General features: G+C 46.9%; 20 protein-coding genes and 1 pseudogene. 8 read left to right on the forward strand and 13 right to left on the reverse strand.

From position 1 onward, the window contains the following. Positions 1-13 precede the first annotated feature (13 nt). The 10 genes from icmH to BMX14_RS09010 form a co-directional block, all read right to left on the reverse strand. Positions 14-1,300: a type IVB secretion system protein IcmH/DotU gene (gene icmH / locus BMX14_RS08965; protein WP_092675774.1), complete on the reverse strand. Its 1,287-nt coding sequence runs from the start codon at positions 1,298-1,300 to the stop codon at positions 14-16. Further along, positions 1,297-2,646, reverse strand: a complete 1,350-nt coding sequence (gene tssK, locus BMX14_RS08970; RefSeq protein WP_092675776.1) for a type VI secretion system baseplate subunit TssK — start codon at positions 2,644-2,646, stop codon at positions 1,297-1,299. The genes icmH and tssK overlap by 4 nt, the downstream gene beginning before the upstream one ends. Next, positions 2,643-3,140: a type VI secretion system lipoprotein TssJ gene (gene tssJ, locus BMX14_RS08975; RefSeq protein ID WP_177173122.1), complete on the reverse strand. Its 498-nt coding sequence runs from the start codon at positions 3,138-3,140 to the stop codon at positions 2,643-2,645. The genes tssK and tssJ overlap by 4 nt, the downstream gene beginning before the upstream one ends. 110 nt (positions 3,141-3,250) lie before the next feature. Then, on the reverse strand, positions 3,251-3,736 hold the full coding sequence (locus BMX14_RS08980) for an Hcp family type VI secretion system effector (protein WP_092675782.1): 486 nt from the start codon (positions 3,734-3,736) through the stop codon (positions 3,251-3,253). A 32-nt stretch (positions 3,737-3,768) separates the two neighbouring features. After that, positions 3,769-5,268 (reverse strand): type VI secretion system contractile sheath large subunit, encoded by a 1,500-nt coding sequence (gene tssC, locus BMX14_RS08985; protein WP_092675784.1) that lies wholly within the window; start codon positions 5,266-5,268, stop codon positions 3,769-3,771. A 3-nt stretch (positions 5,269-5,271) separates the two neighbouring features. After that, positions 5,272-5,802: a type VI secretion system contractile sheath small subunit gene (tssB, locus tag BMX14_RS08990; protein WP_092675788.1), complete on the reverse strand. Its 531-nt coding sequence runs from the start codon at positions 5,800-5,802 to the stop codon at positions 5,272-5,274. Between the two features lie 44 nt (positions 5,803-5,846). Continuing rightward, complete coding sequence (locus tag BMX14_RS08995) at positions 5,847-6,422, reverse strand: fimbrial protein (protein WP_092675791.1); 576 nt, start codon at positions 6,420-6,422, stop codon at positions 5,847-5,849. Beyond that, positions 6,419-9,049, reverse strand: a complete 2,631-nt coding sequence (locus BMX14_RS09000) for a fimbria/pilus outer membrane usher protein (RefSeq protein ID WP_177173123.1) — start codon at positions 9,047-9,049, stop codon at positions 6,419-6,421. Before BMX14_RS09000 ends, BMX14_RS08995 begins: the two co-directional genes overlap by 4 nt. A gap of 40 nt (positions 9,050-9,089) precedes the next feature. After that, on the reverse strand, positions 9,090-9,854 hold the full coding sequence (locus BMX14_RS09005; protein ID WP_092675797.1) for a fimbrial biogenesis chaperone: 765 nt from the start codon (positions 9,852-9,854) through the stop codon (positions 9,090-9,092). 61 nt (positions 9,855-9,915) lie between these two features. After that, entirely contained in the window at positions 9,916-10,464 is a 549-nt protein-coding gene (locus tag BMX14_RS09010; RefSeq protein WP_177173124.1) for a fimbrial protein, read from the reverse strand. Between the two features lie 412 nt (positions 10,465-10,876). Between BMX14_RS09010 and tssF the strand changes: the two genes are divergently transcribed. The 7 genes from tssF to BMX14_RS09045 all read left to right on the forward strand — a co-directional run bounded on the left by tssF (position 10,877) and on the right by BMX14_RS09045 (position 18,290). Continuing rightward, entirely contained in the window at positions 10,877-12,742 is a 1,866-nt protein-coding gene (gene tssF / locus BMX14_RS09015) for a type VI secretion system baseplate subunit TssF (protein ID WP_092675802.1), read from the forward strand. Beyond that, positions 12,739-13,761, forward strand: a complete 1,023-nt coding sequence (gene tssG / locus BMX14_RS09020) for a type VI secretion system baseplate subunit TssG (protein WP_092675804.1) — start codon at positions 12,739-12,741, stop codon at positions 13,759-13,761. Before tssF ends, tssG begins: the two co-directional genes overlap by 4 nt. Positions 13,762-13,790: 29 nt before the next feature. Further along, positions 13,791-14,771, forward strand: coding sequence for a type VI secretion system protein TssA (locus tag BMX14_RS09025; protein WP_092675807.1), 981 nt, complete (start codon positions 13,791-13,793; stop codon positions 14,769-14,771). A gap of 1 nt (position 14,772) precedes the next feature. Next, positions 14,773-15,762: a fimbrial protein gene (locus BMX14_RS09030; RefSeq protein ID WP_092675990.1), complete on the forward strand. Its 990-nt coding sequence runs from the start codon at positions 14,773-14,775 to the stop codon at positions 15,760-15,762. A gap of 7 nt (positions 15,763-15,769) precedes the next feature. After that, positions 15,770-17,107 (forward strand): GlcNAc-transferase family protein, encoded by a 1,338-nt coding sequence (locus tag BMX14_RS09035; RefSeq protein ID WP_177173125.1) that lies wholly within the window; start codon positions 15,770-15,772, stop codon positions 17,105-17,107. Positions 17,108-17,119: 12 nt separating this feature from the next. Next, complete coding sequence (locus BMX14_RS09040; RefSeq protein ID WP_092675813.1) at positions 17,120-17,587, forward strand: DcrB-related protein; 468 nt, start codon at positions 17,120-17,122, stop codon at positions 17,585-17,587. A 79-nt stretch (positions 17,588-17,666) separates the two neighbouring features. Continuing rightward, entirely contained in the window at positions 17,667-18,290 is a 624-nt protein-coding gene (locus BMX14_RS09045) for a flavin reductase family protein (RefSeq protein ID WP_092675816.1), read from the forward strand. An 81-nt stretch (positions 18,291-18,371) separates the two neighbouring features. Here the strand turns inward: BMX14_RS09045 and BMX14_RS09050 are convergent. Next, a pseudogene (locus BMX14_RS09050) lies at positions 18,372-18,698 on the reverse strand (TSUP family transporter); the annotation flags it as partial. 441 nt (positions 18,699-19,139) lie between these two features. Between BMX14_RS09050 and mutS the strand changes: the two are divergent. Continuing rightward, positions 19,140-21,701 (forward strand): DNA mismatch repair protein MutS, encoded by a 2,562-nt coding sequence (gene mutS / locus BMX14_RS09055; protein WP_092675821.1) that lies wholly within the window; start codon positions 19,140-19,142, stop codon positions 21,699-21,701. A gap of 54 nt (positions 21,702-21,755) precedes the next feature. Here mutS and rpoS read toward each other — a convergent pair whose 3' ends face one another. Then, on the reverse strand, positions 21,756-22,790 hold the full coding sequence (gene rpoS / locus BMX14_RS09060) for an RNA polymerase sigma factor RpoS (RefSeq protein WP_408011868.1): 1,035 nt from the start codon (positions 22,788-22,790) through the stop codon (positions 21,756-21,758). Further along, entirely contained in the window at positions 22,791-23,969 is a 1,179-nt protein-coding gene (gene nlpD / locus BMX14_RS09065) for a murein hydrolase activator NlpD (RefSeq protein ID WP_092675827.1), read from the reverse strand. Between the last annotated feature and the right edge of the window lie 5 nt (positions 23,970-23,974).

A 23,974-nucleotide genomic window follows, 5' to 3' on the forward strand; every position in this document is an offset into this window, starting at 1 on the left:
CTAATCTCCCTTTCTACAAAGTGATGAAAAACTCAACGCGTCTATTCTGATTACGCTGCGCTAGATTTAGATTAGCGGTGAGTGGTTGGTGCTCTCCTGCCCCTACTCGCTGTAGTTGACTATCGGTAAAGCCATAACGATAAAATATCCGTGCCACCTCATCAGCCCGCTGCAGGGATAATTGTTGATTAGAGGTATTTTTCTTGGTTCGAATGGGTTGACTATCACTATGCCCAATCAATGTGACTGCCCCACCAAGCTGTTGGGTCGCTTGGGCGATTCGCTCGATCACTGAGTAATGATGAGCAAAAAGTTGGGTACTTCCGGAAGCGAACATCGCGCTGTCGACCACCTTCACATGGTAGCCCTCAGCAACCTGTTCGATGGTTAATCTCCCTTGTTCAATATCCGTTTTGAGTAGGATAGGTAAGGTCATGACAGAATGTTGCATCGGTGCAAGCGAGAGATGATACGATAGTTGCGTGGCGGTGTGAGTTAATTGAGAGAGACGGTAATTCAGTTGTAAACGGTATGCCCCGTAGGTTGCCACCACCAGCATCAGGCTAAGCAAGGCACCGCCCCGTAACGACATAAACTTACTGCGTTCGATAGGCCATTCTGGCGGACGATAGTCCGTGGACACTGCTGTTTCAGTGCCTGCCAGGTAGGGCACCAGTAAGGTATAAAGCTGCTGGCGAATTTGGGTTAACTGCTGTTTGCCATCTTGTTGAATGCTGTATCGTCCCTCAAACCCTAAGTTAAGAATATGCAGCATTAAAATTAGTACATCTCTATAGTCGGTCGGGTTCATTGCGAGTCGCCCAGCAAGTAGGAAAAATTTATTCCCGCCGTCATTATCCTCCTCAAAATAGTTCAACAAGTTTTGCTGAGACCACCCACTACTTATCCCCCACTCGGTGGTGTGAATAGCCTCATCTAATGCGGTACATAGGCAATAACGTGCGATAGTCATCTTCCGCCACGGGATATTGAGCTGCTCGCATAATTGTGAGAAGAGCGTGACTTCATAAATTAACCAGGATCGTAAAATATCGACCGAATCAATGTGTTCAACTCGCAGTGGGATATCGCTGAGTACGTTAAGTAACGGTTTAGCGAGGCAATACAACGGGTGCTGATTATCGCGAGCTTGTAATAATCGCTGAGCAACACTTTCGCCAACAAAGTGTTTCTTGGGTAGCGATGAGCTCTGCAGCTCGCTATCAATCGTATTGAGTGAATACTCTGCACTGCCTTGCTCATTAAGCGATGTGGTAGATAATGTCTCTAATTTAGTCATCTATCGCGCAGCCCCCATAGCCGTAATCTTAATTCCGTAAAGCGCCCGGCAATGTGCAGGGCGACCGCCTGTTCATCAAGAATGTTTTGCCAATCACGGCCACTCTTCACTAATTCGAAATAGTAGGTACCGGCGTGATGTGCCAATTGACGAGGGGGCGCGGTAAGCAACTGTAGTGTTACACCCGGTAAGTGTGAACGTACCAAATCTTGTATTTGGCGTGGCGCGCTGACTTTACTTTGTTGAATAAAATGCTGCGTAATTTGCTGTTGTGGGACGGCTGCTTTCACCGCTACGATAATCGCTTGGTACTCCTCTAACCGTAGATCAGGATTGGTAGTGACCCAAATCCCATTCGACTGGCGCTGAAAATCAAAACACTCTCCGGCCTTGCTGAGTAGCAGATTGAGCTGCTGGCTGATATCGTCGATCAATGGACGAAAAGTCTCCACTAACTCTTTGTGTTGGTAACTAAATCCCTCGGGTGGCGGACGTCGTTGTCGGCATAAATAGGTGGCAAGTTCCGCTTGTAAGCTAGCCAATTCACAAAAATAGACCTCTGGGTGAACTAGCGGACGTTGTAACCAATAATCGAGTCTTGCCTGATAACGATTACAGATTTGTAATAAGAGGTATTCTTCAATTCTTACAGCCAGTGAGTCGCTATGACCCTGCTCGGTCAATGGTCGCGCGAAAGCTTCAGCCCGATGCTTAAGCTGTCCTGAAATATGATGGACCCAACTGATTAGCATCGCGCTGGTCCGGCAGTCGATAACGGGCGGGATGAACTCCTCTTCATAAATGATCGCCCGACCGTCTGATTCAATATGTTTGAGCTTCGCACAAGGGATGCCGATCCAGGTGTCATTCAGTTCCGATTCCGGTAACAGACGAAGACTTAATTGAGCGAGTAACAGATGCCGAGGTTCTCGATGTATTGCGTTACTGTCATGAACCAGATGCTCTTTGGCTTCAAAGCGTGCTAACGAGGTGTCCCGTGCAGTAGATAATAAGGTCTCATCATGCCCAGGAACCGCCAGTGATAATGCTATATAGAGTTGCTGGCCACAGTGCTGAGGCAATAAGGTGAGGGGTTTTGGCGGCGAGCACTCTTCTGGAAACGCAAAAGGCATCCCATCAGGGAAAATCCCCCTCGCTGAATTAATAACCAGCTTGCCATAGTCCAGCGCTTTACGATCAACCGTTAATTGCGAGAATCCCCAATGGTAAGGCGTTAATATTGATGCCCGTTGATGGATATAGTGTTCAAAATACCGTTCTTGCTGTTGAAAAAGTTGCGGCCTTAAAAAGAGGCCTTCACTCCAAACCACTTTATTAGTCTTCATAACATTCCTTGTTCTGAAAGCGCGACGGTGGAAGCCTGTAGTCGGATATATTGTGGAACCGGTTGACCTTTAAATAATTTTTCCCAAATAAAATGTGGTGGATTCTCGACAGTATGGACGACCGACCATTGGTTATTTACCATTTCCCTAAATGCGGCAATAAAAGCAAAGGTATTACTGCCGGTCTTAAGCGGCAGCGATACCGTTTTGTGCTGCCCGGGCTGAAGAATAATCTCGGCGATTCGGCTATAATCATGGCGAGTATTCGTATACGATGACGACACTAATAGCAGTGGATTTTCTGCACTAAAATTATCTTGGTTATTTACCTGATAAATAAAGAGTTGTACTGGTGATGGCTCCCCTTTTTTATTTTTATTAATATCGCTGCCAGCGATAAAGTGGACTTTGACCTCCGAACTACTCGTTGGTTTAAGGGTACAACCTGAAAGAAAAAAAATAAGGAAAAATATATATCGATAAATTAAAGGCACAGGAATCCCCCTTCACAATCACTATGAATAAAAAAATTCAATTTGGAGAGAGAGAAATAACAGACTCCACAATACGCTTAGAAATCTGTTATTTCTTTCTATAATCTCTACTAGTTGAGTGAATTAGACTTCACGTTATAGTTGACGGTAACTGCTCCTGATTTACTCCCCTCTGCATTTTGCATCACATAATCTTCAGTGACCGCCGTGAAAGAGAAACTCACCTGTTCTCTCGCTCGTACATCTTCTTGAGACGAACCTGCATGAGTTATGCGTGTGATGATGACATCACTAAAGCTGATTGTGAGATATTCCAGCGGATCCCCTCCTGCTTTACGAATGATAAATTTGACGTTTTTGATATGTTTTCCTGACAAGCAATAACTTAAGAGATTCGGACTTGCTCGGTCGATATAGTGCTCGAAAGTGAAGTCATCAACGGTGGCTTTACCTGCCCCGCCCCCTGATCCTTGATGCATATTGGAGTGCTGTGAACAGCCCCACCCCCAACTCAAGACCTCAACCTCTCCTTTGTGCTGTGCATCTTGTGACTCTCCCTCTATACCGTCGAATTTGATAAAAATATCTTGAGACATATACACTCCTTGTTAATGATTATGATAGAGAATTAAAGGCTCTCTTTGACCGAAGGCAGCTTGGCCACCATGCGTAGCGAGACCGTTAAGCCTTCCAATTGAAAGTGGGGACGTAAGTAGAATTTAGCTTGGTAGAAACCTGGATTACCGTCGATATCCGTCACCAGTACTTCTGCCGCGGCCAAGGGCCGTTTGGCTTTAGTCTGCTGAGAAGAGTTAGTGGGATCGCCATCAACATAATTCATTACCCAGTCATTCAGCCATTTCTCCATCTCTTCCCGGGATTTAAAGCTACCTACCTTATCGCGCACGATACATTTCAAATAGTGAGCAAACCGCGAGCAGGCGAAAAGATAAGGAAGGCGGGCTGATAAGGTCGCATTGGCGGTTGCATCGTCGTCATAATACTCGGTAGGTTTTTGTAACGACTGAGCGCCAATAAAGGCGGCGTAATCAGTGTTTTTCCGGTGTACCAGCGGAATAAAACCATTCTTTGCCAGTTCGGCTTCGCGCCGATCCGAGATCGCGATTTCAGTGGGACACTTTAGATCAATTCCGCCATCATCGGTTGGAAAGCTGTGACAAGGAAGCCCTTCAACGACGCCGCCACTCTCTACGCCGCGGATCATCGTGCACCACCCATACTGTTTAAAAGAGCGGTTAATATTAACGGCCATCGCGTAGGCTGCATTTGCCCAAATATAGTGGCTGTGATCGGCCCCAGCCGTATTTTCCTCGAAAGCAAACGCCTCGACCGGATTCGTTCGTGCGCCATAGGGGAGCCGCGCCAAGAAACGTGGCATCGCTAGTCCAATATAGCGAGCGTCTTCCGATTGCCGCAGGGTATTCCACGACGTGTATTCCAAATTTTGCGTAAAGATTTTGGTCAGATCGCGAGGGTTAGCCAACTCTTGCCAGCTTTGCATCTGCATGACGGAAGGGGCAGCCCCAGAATTAAAGGGAACGTGCGCAGAGGAGGCAATTTTCGCCAATGACGTGAGGAGATCCACGTCTTCTGGAGAATGATCAAAATAGTAGTCTCCGACTAAGCAGCCATAGGGTTCGCCACCGAGTTGTCCATACTCCTCCTCATAAATCATACGAAAGATCGGGCTTTGGTCCCAATTCGCACCTTTATAGCGTTTCAAGTTACGTCTCAATTCATCGCGAGAAATATCAAGCACGCGTAATTTAAGCTGCTCATCGGTTTCAGTATGGGTGACCAAATAGTGTAAGCCGCGCCAAGCGCTCTCTAGTTGCTGGAATTCAGGATGATGAAGGATACCGTTGATCTGTTCCGATATTTTGCGATCTATCGTTTCGATTAACGCGGCGATATTTTTGTAGGCATCTTCAGAGAGAATAATGGCGCTTTGCAAAGCTTGTTGCGCTAAGGTTTTCACTGCAGATTCTACGGCGTGTTGGGCAGTGTCGGTTTGTGGGCGAAACGCCTTTTGTAACAGCGCGGGCAGTTCGGCTGAGACCTGATTACCTTGTGTTACGGCGGTTGTTGTCCTGCTTGCCTGTTTCATCCCTCACTCCTCGGCCAACGGTGATGGGGTAGCCTTATCCTCTGCAGCGGGTAGACTTGCTAGCGCAGTCAATAGGTCGGGGTCGTTGAGGAACTGCATCACTAAACTTTCCGCATCACTTTTTCCATCCATGTACGTCTGCAGATTAGCCAGCTGAGTTCTGGCCTCCAATAATCGGGCGAGTGGGGTGACCTTTTTAGCGATATTTTCTGGTGAAAAATCAGCTAAACTTTCCAAGGTTAAATCGACTAATAATTGCCCTTCACCGCCTAAAGTATTCTCCACATTAAATAACACTCTCGGCTGAAGCGCCTTCATACGGTCATCGAAGTTATCCATATCAATTGAAAGAAATTTTCTCTCTTTCAACGGTTGTTGAGTTACCTTAGATTTTCCTGACAGATCAGACATAACTCCCATCACAAAGGGGAGATTAACTTTTTTGTCATCACCATAAATTTCAACGTCGTATTCAATCTGTACACGTGGGGCTCGATTTCTCGCAATAAACTTTTGCGAATCCTTAATGCTCATTTCATTCTCTCCCTGTTAAATAATTCTATACATCCTGTTCTTTATTACGGATAGTTAATATTAATGGTGGCTCTAACCATTAATTTACCCGGCGTTGGGGGCAGTGATGCTACTGAATAATAGCTCGCGGTAAATTGATGAGTTTCAATATTTTTTCCGTTAGCATATTGGTAAGTCTGCCCCGTATTGACCTGATTTATCTTTAACTGCTCACCATTTTCCTTTCTAATTCTGACTTGGACATTTTCGCTCATCCCTGTCCCTCGGGTATTTTTCAAATTACCGGTCAATGCATCATAGAAAGCGTTTTCAGCATGCATCGACAATAATACCGACTGCTTTTCAGGACACTCCGTTAATTGAATAGTAAAGGGTTTCATTCCTAATTCATTTTCTTGGGCGGTGAATTGTGACGTTGATAGTTCAGGTAATAGGATCGTTTCTTGCGAAGAAGCTTGATTAATCGTAAGTCGACATGTTTCGGCAAGGTATTCACCTTTGAATAACACATCGATATGACAATCGTCACGACAACTGGTGGTCGCGGCAAGGGATTGTGATAGGTTGAATAGTAAAAAAAATCCTACACTACAACATCCTCCTTTTATTAATTTCTTCATTGACAGCTAACCTCCTTGTAGATAATTTCATCGCTTATTTTTTTAGCTTGTTCGATTAAGTCTTGGTCGACGGAGATCTGACAGGTTTCGTTGGTCACGCTATCACGAATAAACAAGGCTTCACGTTCGGGGTCCCAGCCTTGAACGAAGGCTCTTCCCGCTTGCGACACTAAGGCTAAGTGAGGGGAGCGTTCAGTAAAGAGCTGGCTCATCATGGCGAAAAGTTTCTGCTGCCTATCTCGGACCTTCAATAAGTACGGTTTCCCCGTTTGGGTTTTCATCTTAACCTTTACCGCAGCCCCCATCCGTGGAATAACAGTGGCTTCGTTCTCTTCAAGGGTTACCGTAAGCGGTAACCCTTCTGGATTAACCGCGACTCTGTTTTCCTGATAAGGGGTGAGTGACGGTAAAATGCCATACCCCCCGCGATTAATCGTTGCGCCATGACCATTACTAATTTTTGCGCCCTGCGCCCCTTCCGCATAAATAATGGCAAAAGGATTATTCCCGAGCTGCCTACCCGCTATCACTCCCGCGGAGTGCGCCACTACACTGCCATTGGCTGATAAAGAATATTGCTGATGGCTTCGATTACGGCTAAAAGAGGTACTATATTGGCCTTGGGAACTGTTATAAGCGATATTCGCTTGCACACCGTTATTTATTTTTCCCTGCTTAACTTTTTCGCTATTAAGCCCTAACCCATAGACCAAAGCATTTTCTTCTCCGTAATGGCCATTGATATTATGCTGTAATGTATTCGTCCCATCATTGTCATGAGAATAAGTACTGTAGAGAGAATCGAAAATGGGTTTTCTTTCAGAACCCCTACCGAAAGGAATATTCAACGAGAGCATGAGAGTATTGTCGTTGACACCTGAATAGGATTGACTTCTCGATAAAACCGCCCCCAAGCTATAAGAGGTAAACTGCTTATTCATTGATAGGCTATATTGGTATGACGTCGCACGTTTTTTATAATGATAGGTTGATGCTGAGAGATTAACGCTAAAACTCTCCGTGATCGGCTGACCAATGGAAAGCGATACCCTTTGTTTTACTGCTGGATAGATTCCATATCCTAGCCCGCCTTGCTCATAGCTACTCTGATTTAAGGTACGATAATTTCCAGACACTACTCTATCGACTGATGCATTGATACTGGTTTGAGTATCAAGCAGATATTTGCTATACGACAGATTGACTCTACCCCCTTTGCTTTTAAATTTTTGTTTAGTTGATTTTTCCTGCGAGATATTTCCGGTTATCGCGATACCACCTAAAAAGGTATTCAATGCGTTGCCTAAGGCTATACCTTGATAGCCATTTGCGACTTGGGTTCCGGTGTAAAGAGTATAATTTTCCGTTAACCCATAAAAAAGGTTTGCCTGTATGAAGTAAGGCGATCGTAATATCGCTGTCTGATCAATTTTCCCAATATCGACTTCATATTTGATTACCGACTTATTAAGAATTAACGGCGGTGCAGAATTGGGGATGATAAAAACCCTTTTTCGGCCATCCGCTTCGTCAATCACCATAGTGTAATCTCCCCCATACCCCCCGACACTCGGAGAGTCAATATCGAAAGGGCCAGCCGGAACGCTAGTTTGTTGAACCAATCGCCCTTGTTGCCAAAGCGTAACGTTAGCGTTAGTTTCGGCAATACCGGAGAAATGAGGGGTATAGGAACGGAGTGTCGATGACAACATACGGTGATCTGAACGCAGCTGTGCCCCGCGAAAAGTTACGCTATCAAAGACTTCACCGGAAGACCAAGTGTCCCCGACTCTAAACTGACTTCTTAACGGAGTGATATCATGTTCGGCATAGGCTGACTGGCCATGATAGCGCCACGAAGCATTCTGTACTTTACGGCTTATTTGTCGATAGCGCAGACGCCACCCTTCAAGATTGATGCCGAGCAGAGAACCAAAGCTCAAGGTTTTCTGCTGCGTCGTACCGCTTTTATTCAAGGATGACACGCGTTGACTATAACCATCGACGTTGTAATCAATAAACGCGATATTACTTCCCTGTTCCCAGCGCTCCGGCCTAATTTCCCCCGGTTTTTGAGGCCGAAAGTACTTCTGAGCAACCGTAAGCTGTAGAATAAAGTCGCTACTTTCGTAGTGGGAACGGCCCTGCGGGATCCATTGATCGAGTGCGCGACAACTGTTCACAACGGAGTTATCCCTTGCTACCGACTCAACCTCTATTCCTAATTGTTGAAGGGTCGCGAGTGTAAAACAAGGATAGGCATAGCCCTGAGGCTTATCACTGTAAGGTAAGAAAGAGATAAGAAACCGCCCACGAGGCTTGTCATTAACAAAAATTGAAACGCGATGATCGCCTGCCGTCGTAGGGTTTCCATGCTCAAATGCCGCCAAGTCAACTTTTTGACCATGCAGAAAATTTGCATCAAAGGACATTCCTTTCGCTTGGTTAAGCGATAAGTCTGTTGGCTGTAACGTCTGATCAGTTGCCCACCCTATCGGTAAGATAGCGAACACCCCGACAATAGGGTAAGTCAGAGCAATTATTCGTAAATAAAAGCGATTTAATTTATCGCTTTTCTCAATCCCTACGAAATTTTTAGCTCCAGTATTCTGCTTTAGCTCATCCATGGCTATGCATCGTCCTGAATAATAGATAAATGAATAACGGCTATTTTTTACTGACGGTAAACCCTTTACCCTCTCTGTATTGACCTTGGTATTGAATACCATTGCCGTAGTCGTTAATTAATTCAAAGTTAATCTTATTAAAGATCTTGTTACGTACCGCTGAAGGTAAAATTATTTTTTGTTCGGAGAAAGGTTTAAGCATAGACAAGGCAAGTTCTTGCGTTCGGCCTCCCGCGCTGAGCCCCACTGAATAGAACGAGAGATAATAAGGCGTCGGATTAGCAACGACCAACTCGCCATTTTGTCCTAGTTTCCATTGTATTTTAGCCCCCTGATCAGCACTACTTTCAGTCAATGATGCCGGGCGATAAAACAGCTTTATTCGCGTTTTAAACGCCAAGGAGAGTCGTTCACTCGGCGCCTCTCCACCACCATCGGGGGGAATTTCGAGTAGATTAAACCAAAACACAGACTCTCGATCTGTTGGCAAGTCTTGCCCGAGATAGCGGACCCTAATACTCTGTCCCTTACCGGGTTCCATACGAAAGAGTGGTGGTATTGCCATGAAAGGCGTTTCAAGCTCAGTCCCCTCAACAGTAGATTGACCTTCATCCACCCAGACTTGTACCAATGCGGGCCGCTCACCTTTATTTGAAGTTCTAACAATTTTTTCTTGTTGCCCTTCCAGAAAGACTATGCGCGTACCCGTTAGCGTTACTCCAGCGTAACAGTGACTCCATAACCCACTCGTGACAAGAAAAATAAGTGCTAATCCTTTCACGCTGATCCTTATTGCTTGTCTCATAACGATTTCCAGTTAAATAAAAACTGCCACGATAACCTTCCGTGGCAGTGAGGTATGACGATTATGGATAAGCAATGGTATAGATGGCTTTAGCCTCAATCAGACCCGCTGTCGCTTGTCCTGTTGAGTAGTAGCCCCCTGCAAACCTCATGTCCGCAGCATTATTCACTAATGCAACCGCCGTTGAGGTATCCCCCAAGCGTATTTGCTTTTGCTCCTGGTAGAGACGAACTTGAACGTTAGAAGCCGCATTGGTAGCACCCGCTAAACTGTTTTTTAAGTTGCCGGTGACTGAGTCCTTATCACTCCCTCCCACCGCTTCAAAATGCACGCCAATATTTTTCAGCGTGCTAGAACAGTTTTTTACAGATATTATAAATTCTTTAGAACCTGCTTCAGATCCGGACTCTTTAAGAGTACTGATCGAGAGTTTTGGCAGTAAGACATTAAAGTTTCTATCCCCAACGATCTCACACGTTTCACCCGTTAACGCCCCAGTGAAAGTAATAATCCCTTGTTGATCGGTTAACTTTGTGGGATCTGCTGCATGAGCAAGTTGTGAAAGGGGAAATAATAATGCGGTACATAATAGTACTTTATATTTTGACATGTGTAGCATTCCTTTGAATAAGGTATTGACTGTGCTTCATTTTTAATTACCAGAAGAAGCACTCCTTTAAATAACAAGCCTACATCACTTTCTAAGTTCTATTTGTTAATATTCCTAAAGGTAACCCATGGAAATTAACCCGTACCAGAGAAGCCATCAATATTTATCCTTTAATATCAACACAACTTCTCTGATACCGGTATAAGATATTATTCAATAAATTTAGAAGATAAAGAACTTATCATATAAAACTAACAATTTAAGAAAACAGCTCGATTCAAATTCCTATTTAAATAAAAATAACTATTAATTTATTGATTAATGGCCGAGGTTTAATTAGCTTTTTGACGTTGTTATAAAAATAATCATTCTATTCATCATCGCTTTTCATCTTTTCTTGGGAGATGCCTTCATGGACCAACGGTTCCTTAACTACTACCGACGGGAATTACTGTTTATGCGCGAGATCGCTGGAGATTTTGCACTAAAGCACCCCAAAATCGCTAAGCGCCTTAATATTCACAGCACCGCCATTGTGGATCCTTGGATCGAGCGGCTCATCGACTCCTTCTGTTTTCTCAATGCCAGAACACAATTAAAAATTGATGCTGAGTTTGAACCCTTTACTCAACGCTTACTCAATAGCCTCTCTCCAGAATTTACCATGCCTACTCCCGCCAAATCAGTAGTGAAAATTCATCCCTCTATTACGCAAGGGGAGTTGACCACTGGCTATACCATCGATACCGATACGCCGTTAATGAGCCAAGTCATCAGTAAAGATAATACTCGTTGTGAATTTAGAACATGCCGTCCGCTCACACTTTGGCCTATTACTTTAGAACACGCTGCTTTGACAAAAGTCTCCCCAGAGGTGATGACGAATATCGATAAAACAGGTAACGCGATCACGGCTAAAGCTGCAATCAGCCTAACCTTGTCCCTCTCGCATGGAATGCTCTTCTCACAACTGACCGATTGCGATGAGCTACCGATTTACCTCAGTGGCGATGAACAGGTCTCGTCCCATTTGTTTGAGCTCCTGGCCTGCCATTATTCAGGGATTGCCGTGAAGTCTAGCTCGTACTTCGCGCTCTTCTCTAGCCAAGAGACTGAGCCACTGGTTCGCTCGCGTCCTAGCGTTTATTCCACCGCACAGCCCTTCTGGCAAAGCCATCACGGCTATCGCTGTCTAAAAGATTTTTTTGATTTTCGCGCTCAATTTTATTTTTTTTCACTCTCTCGCCTCGCTTGCGCATTCCGTCACTGCCAAGAAAATCAAATCGAGGTGATTCTATTGCTGGATAATTTCCCTAATGAACTTGCCCCACTGGTCAACGCCCAGCGTTTTAGTCTGCATTGTGTCCCCGTGATTAACCTCTTTCCCGGTAAAGTCGATAGAGTCAACGTCTCCCCTAGCGCGTTAAAACACCATCTTGTCGTCGATCGAAGCAGGCCCGCCGACTATGAGGTTTGCTTGGTCAATTCGGTCAGCGGCTTTAGCCGTGAGGGGGAAGCGTTGGCGACGTTTTATCCCCTCTATCAGGGACCTGTAGCGGCTGAAAATAACGAGGGCCGTTACTTCTCTTTAGAACGCACACCGCAGCTTATTGGTGATTTTGCCGAACGCCACTCGACAGAAAGTGATGTATGGCTAAGTCTAGTCGATCAATCTCAGCCCCCCTATTCTCCGCGCTTAGCCAGTTTGCATATTGATGCCTTGGTCTCTAATCGTCATCTACCGCGCCAGCTCCCCAAACCTGATAAAGCGGGTTTCGACCTACAGCTTGAGGAGAGTATTCCCGCTACTGGTGCTACCTTCGTGACCGGTATTAGCCAACGCCATAACTCGCTTGCCTATGCTGACTCTGCGTGGAAATTGATTAATCTCTTACAATGCGCCTATCAGCCGTTTGATTCCGATCACCCGACTGAGCGCGCAGAACAATTACGCGAGAGATTAAAATTATTTTTACATCGAGGCGATAGCTTTTCTGACGCCATTATCCGTAGTGTCAGGAGCTTAACTTGCCAGCCTATTGTTAGGCGCTTATCTCACGATGACTTATTACTTAACAGTCGCGGTGTGAGCTGTACGTTAACGGTAGACGAGAGCCTGTTCTCTAACCATAGTCCGTTTTTATTCGGACATGTTATTGACCTATTTCTCTCTACACACACCGCCGTTAATAGTTTTATCGAGCTGGAACTCGTGTCATTGCAACGTGGGTGCATTCATTGTTGGCCGGCATTTGTCGGTCAACGGGGGCTACTATGAGTCGCCCTCGCCTTCTGGATCCTAAGTCCCACGCGCTGAAAAACCTGCCGTTTAATACCCCTTGGTCGGGAAATTTCTTGGCCACTCTGCGACAACTCTCAGCCCTGGATCCACAAAAACCGATTCCGGGTGGCGCATTAAGTCTGAAGGATGAGAATTTTCGATTAAGCCAAGCGGTTAGCCTTGCTTTTCCGGCCAGTGAGATCGCTTCACTCACTTGGCAAGATAACCAATTAGCTATCAAGCTCTTTAGCTTAGGCGTTTGGGGACCGCAGGGGCCGCTGCCGCTCCATTTTTCAGAATTAGCATTAACCCGCACCCAACAGCAAGATAGTGCTTTGATCGATTTTATCGACCTCTTCCATCATCGAAGTATGGCGATATTTTTCCGAGCTTGGTATGCCGCGCAAGATACTGCCTCCTTGGACCGCCCAGAGTGTGATCGATTTTCATATTATGTTCATTGCTTATCAGGGCTGCCTATACCCGCTACTACGCCCCCACCACTCACACGGCATAAGCTCCTCTCCGCAAGCTTTCATCTCGCACGTAAAAATTGCGCGCCACAAGATCTGATTTCAACGCTCAATGCGTTGTTTCATTTACCTTTCCAAGTTGAGGAGTTCCAACCCGGTTGGATTACACTAAACCTTGAAGAGCAAAGTCGTCTGGATGATAAAGCCTCCCCACCGCTATTAGGCCATGGCGCGATCCTCGGTGAGGCAAGTTATCAATCCGGTCATAAATTTAAGGTGTGGTGTGGCCCATTGACTTATGAGCAATATCTTTCCTTACATCCCGATCAAGATCGTTTAGCGCGTATTGCACAAACTATCCAACACCTTACAGGAGGCAATTATCACTCTGATATTCAGCTTATTCTGGCTGTCCCCCCCCCACTACCCTGCGCGCTATCCAGTCGCCAGCAGCTAGGCTTCGATACGTGGCTGGCCAATGAAGAAGAGGGTACCCCTCAATTAGGTATGATTTATCCATCCCGTCTTAGCGTCGAACACTGAACGCGTGACAATGACTCAAGGAAGAGAATATGTCAGCTTTAACGCCAATTTTCGCTCAGTACCCATGGCTTTGGGAGCCTATCAATGATGAACACCCCTGTGGCACGCCCCTAGATTATCACTCGGCGTTTTTGGCCTTACAGCAACAGGTCTCATCGTCTTTATCTATTGAATACGGGGAGTTCGTTCAAGCCCCCACCCCGATTAAATGGTCGTCGTTACTCCCCACCCTTCATACGTTGAGTCAACAAACTAAAGATATTCGCCTGATCATATTGCTAATACGCGCCCATTTGCCGCAAGAAGGCATAACCTCTATTATCGAGGGAACTGCACTGTTAATCGCGCTACTTGAACGATGGCCAGAAGCGGTACATCCGCAATGCTATGATGAAGGCGATCATGTCCCAGAATTCCGCCACAACGCTTTAGCCGGTCTTGACGAGATTGAAGGCTGCGTGGCTGAACTCCGACGGTGTACCTTGATTACCGCTGAGGAAGAGGCTTACTCCCTCTCGGAAGTTGAACAGTGGATCCTCTCTGATAAAACACGTTCGTTAACAGAAAGAGAGCGGTTACAACAACTCTATCACCATCACCACTCTTTTTTTGAGTCTTGTCTTGTAGCACAGCAACGCCTAAACCAATTATGTCAGTTACCCAGTAGCGCCTTGGGAACTGATTCACTCTCTTTTCCTCATCTTTCATCGCTATTAGCCACTTTCTGCCGCTTTCATCAGCGACAACCTCAGGGGCCCTTCCCTAATGACACCCCTATTTTAACGGCTGCTGCTGGCCAGCCGTCAAGGGTGGAGACATTGCACTATCGCAGCGAAGCACGCGAAAAGTTGCGCGAAATCCGCGAGAACTTCGCCTATTACGAGCCCAGTAGTCCACTGAGTCTCCTTTTGTCGTTTGCTGAAAACAGTATTGGCTTAGATTACCCGCAAATTAGTCAACGCTTTCCTCGCGAGCTTCTCTCTCTGCTCACTCTTGAAAAGGAATGTTAAAATGAAATGGTTATACGGATTATTTTTACTTATCACACTCAATAGCTCCGGTTACGCCGCCTGCTTTTTAGCCCGCGGCACACTCACAACCCTGACTATCCCTTCTCAAACCTTAATCATTGATGCCGATGCCCCTGTCAGTGTCGATCGCCCTTTTGCCCGTATTGACAGTTTACCGATCACTGCACGTATTGGTTACGACGATTGTGATCGCGGGACTGAATATGGACGACAGCTTATTTACCTCACCAATCGGGAAATTTCTAATCAACTCTACGCCACAGATATTCCTGGCATTGCGGTAAAAGTATTATGGACTAATGGTCGAGATGGTTATGGCGGTTACCCTAAAAGACAAACAATGGTGTTCCCTAATGGCATATTGAAAGGAACGTTCGATTACGAACCTGGATCGGCTTATCGATTGGAATTTTATAAAGTTGCCGACACGCTCTCGCTCTCGACCAATGCTGACGCGCAACTCCTACCACTGGGTATTATTGCCTACAACTACCTCTTCACTCCAACGCCAAGTAGCTATTCAATGCGATTAAATTTAGGGGCCTTAACCCTGAAGAGTATTCCTAGCTGTACCCTCGACTCCAGTAAAACGATCGACTTTAATCGGGTCAATGCTAACGGGTTGGCGCAGGGGGTTTATCGCGATCTACACTTTAAAATTAGTTGCCGCAGTGATTACCAGCGCTTCTCACCCCGAGCATCAATCAGTGCCCAGACACTCAGCAGCGACCACCAATCCATTAAAGTGACAGATTCCGCAGGACAGGACGATCGACTGCGTATCTCGATTTATGACAGTAATAAAAATCTACTTCTAGTGGATGGCACACGTAGCGAAAGCCTGAACAATATTGCGAGCCTAGGCGAGGCTAACTTTACTTGGCAAGCAGTTTTAAGACCTGGCCTCAACAGTCCTCCCGCCGCAGGGCCATTCACCGCCTATGCGGAAATACAATTTACGATTGAATAAATTAACGATGGATCATCGCATCTTTATCAATATCGCCAGTTATCGTGATCAAGAGTTGTGGCAGACGCTTGATAGCGTGATTACCCAAGCTGAAGATGCCAGTAAATTGCATATTGCCATCTATTGGCAGGACGATAACGATCTCAATCGCCTTATTGAGGCGGGATGGGCACCGGCTTCGGTCTCGGCAATTGCTGGGTTTCCGGTTTACCAACTTCAGGGCAGCGCTGCACTGGTTGAACTGATTGCACTGCCTTATCAAAAGGCGCAAGGGGTCGGTTTTGCTCGCGCCCTGTGTGATCAACTTTATCAGGATGAACAGTGGTTTTTGCAGATTGATGCCCATAGCTTATTCGATAAAATGTGGGATAGACGCTTAATTGATACCCTCGCTACCTTGAGCCAACAGTGTACTAAACCCTTAATCAGTAATTATCCACCGAGCTATCACACCACACCGGAAGGCGATATTGTCTTTGCTAAACATGCTCATCGCGTCACTTTTAATACCTTTAATCCAGAGGGACTGCCGACCTTAGCGAGCCGGGTATTAACCAGTACCTATCCGGTACAAGGCAGTTTTTTGGCGGCGGGGTTTATTTTTACTCAAGGTGCTTTTGTGACGGAAGTCGGTAATGATTCGACTATTTTCTTTGAAGGGGAAGAAATTACGCTGTCACTGCGCGCTTTTAGCTGGGGTTATGATATTTATCACCTGGGGTATCCCGTTCTCTGGCACCACTATACTCGTCAAGACGCCCCGAAAATTTGGAACGACCAGAGTCTCTCCGCTCAGCAAGCGGGTGAAGTCGACCGAACCTGGATATCACGGGAGCTTCGATCACAACAGCACGTGAAAAGATTATTGGGCCTACCCACCCTCTCTCAATTCAAAGCAGGGGATAAAACCCTTGGCCCACTGCGAACACGCCAGCAGTTCGAACACCAATGTGGCCTAAATTTTCAGTTAGCCAGTTGCTACGCTGACTGTTTGTCGCCAGAGTGTCGTAGCCATTTTCCTCCCCCGCCTAACGATGCCGCATGGCGTAATGCTCACCGTATTTATCATACAAAGCCGATCAACGTGACGTCATTAATCGGGTCAACGTTACCCGATAAGCTCTTTATTCATCTCTATGGCCTGAATACGCCGCGCCTGGCTCAGTACCAGTATTCAACTGCTCAGGTGATGGCTCGATCCGGCAGGCTTGATATTACGTGCTGGTCGACCCCTAATCGTCCTCCCTCGCTGATACGCCTTGCCTCGTGGTGGGAGGGGTCTGGCTGGGGGATTATCATCGAATGGCCTTGGTCAAAGGAAGATGGGCCCTATTGTTTACTTTAAGGAAAAATTACTATGGATGGTCAACTATCTAAATATCCCTTTGCTGATGGGTATTTTCTTACACCGGTTCCGCTCGACAACCGCAGTGTGCATCAGCTTCACTTTATCGATAAGCAAGATAATGCCTATCAAATTATTATCAACCATGGACGGCTTAACGATAATCAAGATCTCCAGCACTTTGTCGATCAAGAAGTTGAGAAAATGCAACGCCAAGTGCCCGCCTTTACCCTTGAGACATCGTTACCCCCCCGCACATTGGGGCCCGCACAATGTGAAATAATTCAACAAACCCATAAGTTCTTATATGAGGGCTGTTTTTTTACTCAGCACTGCGCCTTTATTCACTTACCCCTGCATCAGCACCTAAACCCCTATAAAAGAAATATCGTGATGCTGTCGCTTGCGTCGGCGGCTCCTCAACCTGAGCAACGCGAACACTTTCAAGGGATCATTAATAGTTTCGTTCCGTGGGAGTAGAGCTGGCGCATAATCCTCACGATGCCGGGTCTGCACTATACTGACAGTCACGCCCCTTCAGTAATGAGGAATATCGACGATGACGCAAGCAACTCATAGTTATCAACCGGCACAGGGTCATGGTTTAGCCCATGACCCACTCAATGCCATTATCGCCCCACGGCCTATTGGCTGGATCTCCTCACGCAATGCCGCAGGCCAACGGAATCTAGCCCCCTATAGCTTTTTTAATCTTTTTAATTACCACCCACCGATCATTGGTTTCGCCAGTAGCGGATGGAAAGACAGCGTGGCAAATATTGCCGAAACAAAAGAGTTTGTGTGGAACCTGGTGACCCAGCCCTTAGCGCCGGCAATGAACCAAACCTCTGCGCCACTGCCTCATGGCGAAGACGAGTTTGCACTAGCCGGATTAACGCCGGTCCAAAGCAAACTTATTGCCGTCGACCGTGTGGCGGAAAGCCCGGTACATTTCGAGTGTCGGCTAACCCAGCTGCTCCAACTGCGCGATAGCCAAGATCAGCCTATCGACAGTTGGTTGGTATTAGGCGAAGTGGTAATGATTCATATAGAGGCATCGTTACTGGACAGTGAGGGGATCTATCAAACCATTGATGCAGCGCCGATACTGCGTGCGGGAGGCCCATCGGCCTATTATGGTATTTCTGAGGAGCAGCGCCTAGATCTGTGGCGGCCAACATAAGGATAAGCAGGAGCACTGTTCACCCGTGCGCCTAAATATGACGGGTGAGCCCTCTAGTGCAAGAGTATAACGATTACCGACTTAGCTTAGCATTGCGACCAGCACCGCAATTAACAGTAAAACATAAAGCCGGGCATGCCACCCATCAGCGATTTTGGGTAGATTACGCTGGCTGATAGAGATCCCTACGCCACCCGTTACTATCAGGATTGCCAGTGTAGTGAGGCTTATATAGCCAAGAAAACCGCTTACCGGAATTTTCCCCCAGCCGTTGATCGTATAGGTGATGGTTGCACATAAGGCCACAGGGAGGGAGAGCGGATTAGCATGGCTAATACAGTCTTTTATGCTAAAGCCATGTTTACGTAGCAGAGGGACCGTCATAACACTACCGCCGACGCCAAACAGCCGTGGTCACTCCCGTCAGTCCACCAACAATGGCGATGATAGCAATATCGTTTAATATTTTTCTTTAACCGTTTTAGGTTTCCTCAGCCTTAAGTCATAACGTAAAAACACTGAAAGTCAAAGTAGCCATCACCCGATGAAAGAATGGCGCTAATAGGGAGATTTATAGAATGAGCGGTTGGGCGCAGACTATTTCAAGCCCAGCTTTCGATAAGCCTCTCAATTTTATCTGCGACAGCCTGTAGGTGACTAAGATAAAATACTTTTCAACCGCCGTGTGGAGTAAGGGTGTATTCGGTACAATTTTTCCGAACCCGCTTAACACTATAGTTTCTGATCCCGCGCTGACTGATGTGTTGGGTAATTTTTCATAAGGCTTAGTGATACTGAATAAGAATTAAAAAAATCACTGATTACCTTAAACTTAATGGAATATGAGTTATGCCGACCCATGACAACGCAAATGTAGCCGCCCACACCCCGATGATGCAGCAGTATCTCGGCCTTAAGGCTGAACATCCCGATATCTTGCTGTTCTATCGAATGGGGGACTTTTATGAGTTATTCTTTGATGATGCACGCCGTGCCTCCCAGCTTCTGGATATCTCATTAACCAAACGGGGTTCTTCTGCCGGGCAACCCATTCCAATGGCTGGGGTTCCCTACCATGCAGTCGAAGGCTATTTAGCCAAGCTGGTACAGATGGGGGAATCGGTCGCGATTTGTGAACAAGTCGGCGACCCAGCACTCAGTAAAGGCCCCGTAGAACGCAAGGTATTACGTATCGTCACGCCAGGTACGATCAGTGATGAAGCCTTACTGAATGAGCGCCAAGATAATCTGCTGGCCGCAGTTTATGAAACGAAACAAGGTTTCGGCTATGCGACCCTGGATATTGGTTCAGGGCGTTTTCTGTTAACCGAAGCAGAAAGTGAGGAGACGCTTGCAGCAGAGCTACAACGCACCAATCCCGCAGAACTGCTCTATCCTGAAGGTTTTGCCGCCTTTCATTTAATTGAACAGCGCCGAGGCTTACGCCGCCGCCCCATCTGGGAATTTGACCTTTCCACCGCGCGGCAACAACTGACATTACAGTTTGGTACCCGTGACTTACAAGGTTTTGGGGTAGAACAAGCCTTACTCGCACTACCGGCGGCAGGCTGCTTATTACAATATGCTAAGGATACCCAGCGTACTGCATTGCCGCATTTACGTAGTGTCACTATGGAGCGCCAGCAAGACACCATTATCATGGATGCCGCCACGCGCAGAAACTTAGAAATAACGCAAAATCTCGCCGGTGGTACGGATAACACGCTTGCCTCAGTACTGGACCGCACCGTTACCCCGATGGGTAGCCGGATGCTTAAACGTTGGCTGCATACGCCCCTACGAGATGCCGCGATCATTACTGCCCGTCAGCAGGCGATTGCCGAATTACAGCCATTAGCCTCATCGCTACAGCCCCTACTCCATCAAATTGGTGACTTGGAACGTATTCTCGCGCGATTAGCTTTGCGGTCAGCGCGTCCTCGAGACTTAGCGCGTATGCGGCACGCCTTTCATCAGCTTCCTGATATTCAAGCACTGCTGACCGAAACTTCTGGCCCTTCTCTCAAATTATTAGCCGAACGCAGTGGAGAATTTGCTGGGCTTCGTGAATTACTCGACCAGGCCGTCGTCGAGACGCCGCCGGTTTTGGTGAGAGACGGTGGCGTTATTGCCGAAGGCTATCATGCAGAGTTGGATGAATGGCGGGCCTTAGCCGCAGGCGCGACAGACTATCTTGACCGCTTGGAAATTCGTGAACGCGACCGTTTAGGGATTGATACCCTAAAAGTTGGCTACAACGCGGTACACGGCTACTTTATTCAAGTCAGTCGTGGACAAAGTCACTTGGTCCCCATTAACTATGTACGCCGCCAAACCTTAAAAAATGCCGAGCGTTACATCATTCCCGAATTAAAAGAGTATGAAGATAAGGTTTTAACTTCTAAAGGCAAAGCGTTGGCCTTGGAAAAAGCGCTCTATGACCAGCTCTTCGATCAATTGCTGCCACATCTTGCCGACTTACAGCAGAGTGCAACAGCGCTAGCGGAACTCGATGTGTTGACCAATTTGGCCGAGCGCGCTGAAGCATTACATTATGTTTGCCCTGAATTGTCCGAACAGACGGGTATCGAGATCACGCTGGGCCGACATCCCGTGGTTGAACAGGTACTAAAAGAACCCTTTATTGCCAATCCCGTATCGCTACAACCCCAACGCCGGATGCTGATTATCACCGGCCCTAATATGGGCGGTAAAAGTACCTATATGCGGCAAACCGCATTAATTGCTTTACTAAGCTGGATCGGCAGCTATGTCCCGGCTGAAGCCGTAAAGATCGGCCCGATAGATCGCATCTTTACCCGTGTGGGTGCCGCCGATGATCTCGCTTCAGGGCGTTCGACCTTCATGGTCGAAATGACCGAGACAGCCAATATCCTCAATAATGCGACCCGAAATAGCTTGGTGCTGATGGATGAGATTGGACGAGGTACCTCAACCTATGATGGATTATCACTGGCCTGGGCCTGCGCGGAAAATCTTGCCAGCCGATTACAGTCATTGACTCTCTTTGCCACCCACTATTTTGAACTCACCGCGCTGCCTGAGCAACTTGAGGGTGTTGAGAACGTTCACCTTGATGCTCGGGAGCATGGCGATAGTATCGCTTTCATGCATACAGTGAGTGAAGGGGCCGCCAGCAAGAGTTATGGGCTGGCTGTCGCGGCGCTAGCCGGTGTACCGAAAGAGGTCATCAAACGCGCTCGGCAAAAATTACGTGAACTGGAGGCACAGCCCTCCCATACTCCCACGGCGAATAAGGATACCAACCAACTATCCTTATTAGTCGAAGAAACGTCTCCAGCGATCGAAGCGTTAGAAACACTCGATCCCGATACTCTTAGTCCCCGCCAAGCGCTGGAATGGATCTATCGCCTTAAAACCCTGCTCTAAATCCTAGACAAAAAAAAGCCATCTTACGATGGCTTTTTTATCGGTAACGGTCGATTACATGAATAGTGCATCAAGGCTCAGGCCTTGACCTTCTAAGATCTCGCGTAAACGACGTAGACCCTCAACTTGGATCTGACGAACACGTTCGCGGGTAAGTCCGATTTCTTGGCCGACATCTTCAAGCGTAGCTGGCTCGTAGCCTAGCAGACCGAAACGACGCGCGAGAACTTCCCGCTGTTTGGCATTCAGTTCATACAACCATTTCACGATACTTTGCTTCATATCGTTGTCTTGGTTGGTGTACTCTGGCGAGTTATCATCGTCGTCGGAAATCATGTCCAGTAATGACGTTTCCGAGTCGCCACCGATTGGCGTATCCACCGAAGCAATACGTTCATTAAGGCGAAGCATTCGACTGACATCCTCGACTGGCTTATCCAATTTCTGTGCAATATCTTCGGCAGTTGGCTCGTGGTCCAGAACTTGCGTCAGTTCACGTGCAGTACGTAAATACACATTTAATTCTTTAACGATATGGATAGGCAGACGAATGGTACGCGTCTGGTTCATGATAGCCCGCTCGATTGTTTGACGGATCCACCATGTCGCATAGGTAGAGAAGCGGAAACCTTTCTCAGGGTCAAACTTCTCGACCGCACGAATCAAACCAAGGTTACCTTCTTCGATCAGATCGAGTAGCGGCAGGCCACGGTTGTTATAGCGACGCGAAATTTTCACCACCAGACGGAGGTTACTTTCGATCATTCTACGGCGTGAAGCGACATCGCCTCGTAGCGCACGACGAGCAAAATAGATCTCTTCTTCTGCAGTAAGCAGTGGCGAGAAACCGATTTCACCTAGATAGAGTTGAGTAGCGTCCAGAACCCGTTGGGATGAATTCGGCGAAAAGAGATCTTCCTCTGCGCTAGAAATTCCATAATCATCTTTAGAATCGCTGGTCGCATTCTGCTCTTCGAAAGCTACATTCTCATGATCGTCATAATCAACATCATGTAACTCTTCAACTTTACGCGTATTCTGACTCATTGTGATGCCTCCTGGTCCTGGCAGAGCCAGAAGGCCCTGCATCTATCGCTGCGGTAAATAACGCAACGGATTGACGGATTTTCCTTTATAACGAATTTCAAAGTGCAATCTTACCGAACTCGTCCCTGTACTGCCCATGGTGGCAATTTTTTGACCGGCAGTGACTTCTTGTTGCTCTCTAACCAACATCGTGTCGTTGTGTGCATAGGCGCTGAGGTAATCATCATTATGTTTGATGATAATCAGGTTACCGTAACCGCGTAACGCGTTCCCTGCATACACAACTCTACCTGCTGCTGTAGAGACCACTGCTTGACCACGAGAACCCGCAATATCGATCCCCTTATTTCCACCTTCCGACGCCGAGAAACCATCAATAATGTTTCCTTTTGTCGGCCAACGCCAAGTCGTAATTGGCGTCGAGCTGGTCGTACTACTGACGGTCGGAGCGGTTGCCGGTGCCACAATAGGCGCCGCAGCACTCCCTGTTACAGCCGCTTTGCTCGGTAATAATTTACTGCTTGATTGAGCAGAATTATTGCTGCTTTGTTCGTCAGAATCTTCAGAATACGTAACTATTGGCTGTTGTGCAACCTCTTTGGGAACGGTTCTCTGAACATTATTTGCGCTATTGTTATTAGAAGAGATGTTATCTGCTTTACTAATTTCATTAGGCCCTGTTATGGGTTGTCCCGCACCGTTACCAATTTGGAGAACTTGGCCAGCATTTAAGCTGTAAGGGGCTGCAATACTATTTTTTTGTGCAAGATCACGAAAATCGTTACCTGTAATCCATGCGATATAAAATAATGTATCACCGCGCTTAACAGTGTAGGTGCTGCCGTTATAACTACCCTTAGGAATATTCCCATAATTACGGTTATAAACAATTTTGCCATTTTGCAGTTTCACTGGCTGGCTACTGACCACTTGCTGAGTAGACTGAACCGGCTGAGTCGATTGTACTGGCATTACTGGCTGAGACGCCTGAACGGGTTGTGCGGCCATTGAACGTGGCGCACGTGGGACAGTAGACGACGTCCTCGGATACTGCTGAACCGCACGTTGGGTGGAGCCTGCTGGCGCTCCGCCACTCGCACCAATAGCTGTGATCGGGGCTTGTGAATCGGTACTATCAGAACTACATCCTGCCAAGCTGGCAGCAATCAATGAGGCGAGCGCCATCTGGCGATAATTAATACTGTTGCTTCCTTTGCTCATTCATT

This window comes from Rosenbergiella nectarea (assembly GCF_900111105.1).
Lineage (GTDB): Bacteria > Pseudomonadota > Gammaproteobacteria > Enterobacterales > Enterobacteriaceae > Rosenbergiella > Rosenbergiella nectarea.

Coding starts and splice junctions, on each gene's coding strand:
- tssK (WP_092675776.1), bottom strand. CDS start 2,646: ATGAAGACTAATAAAGTGGTTTGGAGTGAAGGCCTCTTTTTAAGGCCG.
- BMX14_RS09005 (WP_092675797.1), bottom strand. CDS start 9,854: ATGAGACAAGCAATAAGGATCAGCGTGAAAGGATTAGCACTTATTTTT.
- BMX14_RS09000 (WP_177173123.1), bottom strand. CDS start 9,049: ATGGATGAGCTAAAGCAGAATACTGGAGCTAAAAATTTCGTAGGGATT.
- tssF (WP_092675802.1), top strand. CDS start 10,877: ATGGACCAACGGTTCCTTAACTACTACCGACGGGAATTACTGTTTATG.
- tssB (WP_092675788.1), bottom strand. CDS start 5,802: ATGAGCATTAAGGATTCGCAAAAGTTTATTGCGAGAAATCGAGCCCCA.
- BMX14_RS08995 (WP_092675791.1), bottom strand. CDS start 6,422: ATGAAGAAATTAATAAAAGGAGGATGTTGTAGTGTAGGATTTTTTTTA.
- nlpD (WP_092675827.1), bottom strand. CDS start 23,969: ATGAGCAAAGGAAGCAACAGTATTAATTATCGCCAGATGGCGCTCGCC.
- tssC (WP_092675784.1), bottom strand. CDS start 5,268: ATGAAACAGGCAAGCAGGACAACAACCGCCGTAACACAAGGTAATCAG.
- tssG (WP_092675804.1), top strand. CDS start 12,739: ATGAGTCGCCCTCGCCTTCTGGATCCTAAGTCCCACGCGCTGAAAAAC.
- BMX14_RS09045 (WP_092675816.1), top strand. CDS start 17,667: ATGACGCAAGCAACTCATAGTTATCAACCGGCACAGGGTCATGGTTTA.
- BMX14_RS09035 (WP_177173125.1), top strand. CDS start 15,770: ATGGATCATCGCATCTTTATCAATATCGCCAGTTATCGTGATCAAGAG.
- BMX14_RS09040 (WP_092675813.1), top strand. CDS start 17,120: ATGGATGGTCAACTATCTAAATATCCCTTTGCTGATGGGTATTTTCTT.
- BMX14_RS08980 (WP_092675782.1), bottom strand. CDS start 3,736: ATGTCTCAAGATATTTTTATCAAATTCGACGGTATAGAGGGAGAGTCA.
- icmH (WP_092675774.1), bottom strand. CDS start 1,300: ATGACTAAATTAGAGACATTATCTACCACATCGCTTAATGAGCAAGGC.
- BMX14_RS09025 (WP_092675807.1), top strand. CDS start 13,791: ATGTCAGCTTTAACGCCAATTTTCGCTCAGTACCCATGGCTTTGGGAG.
- rpoS (WP_408011868.1), bottom strand. CDS start 22,790: ATGCAGGGCCTTCTGGCTCTGCCAGGACCAGGAGGCATCACAATGAGT.
- BMX14_RS09010 (WP_177173124.1), bottom strand. CDS start 10,464: ATGTCAAAATATAAAGTACTATTATGTACCGCATTATTATTTCCCCTT.
- BMX14_RS09030 (WP_092675990.1), top strand. CDS start 14,773: ATGAAATGGTTATACGGATTATTTTTACTTATCACACTCAATAGCTCC.
- mutS (WP_092675821.1), top strand. CDS start 19,140: ATGCCGACCCATGACAACGCAAATGTAGCCGCCCACACCCCGATGATG.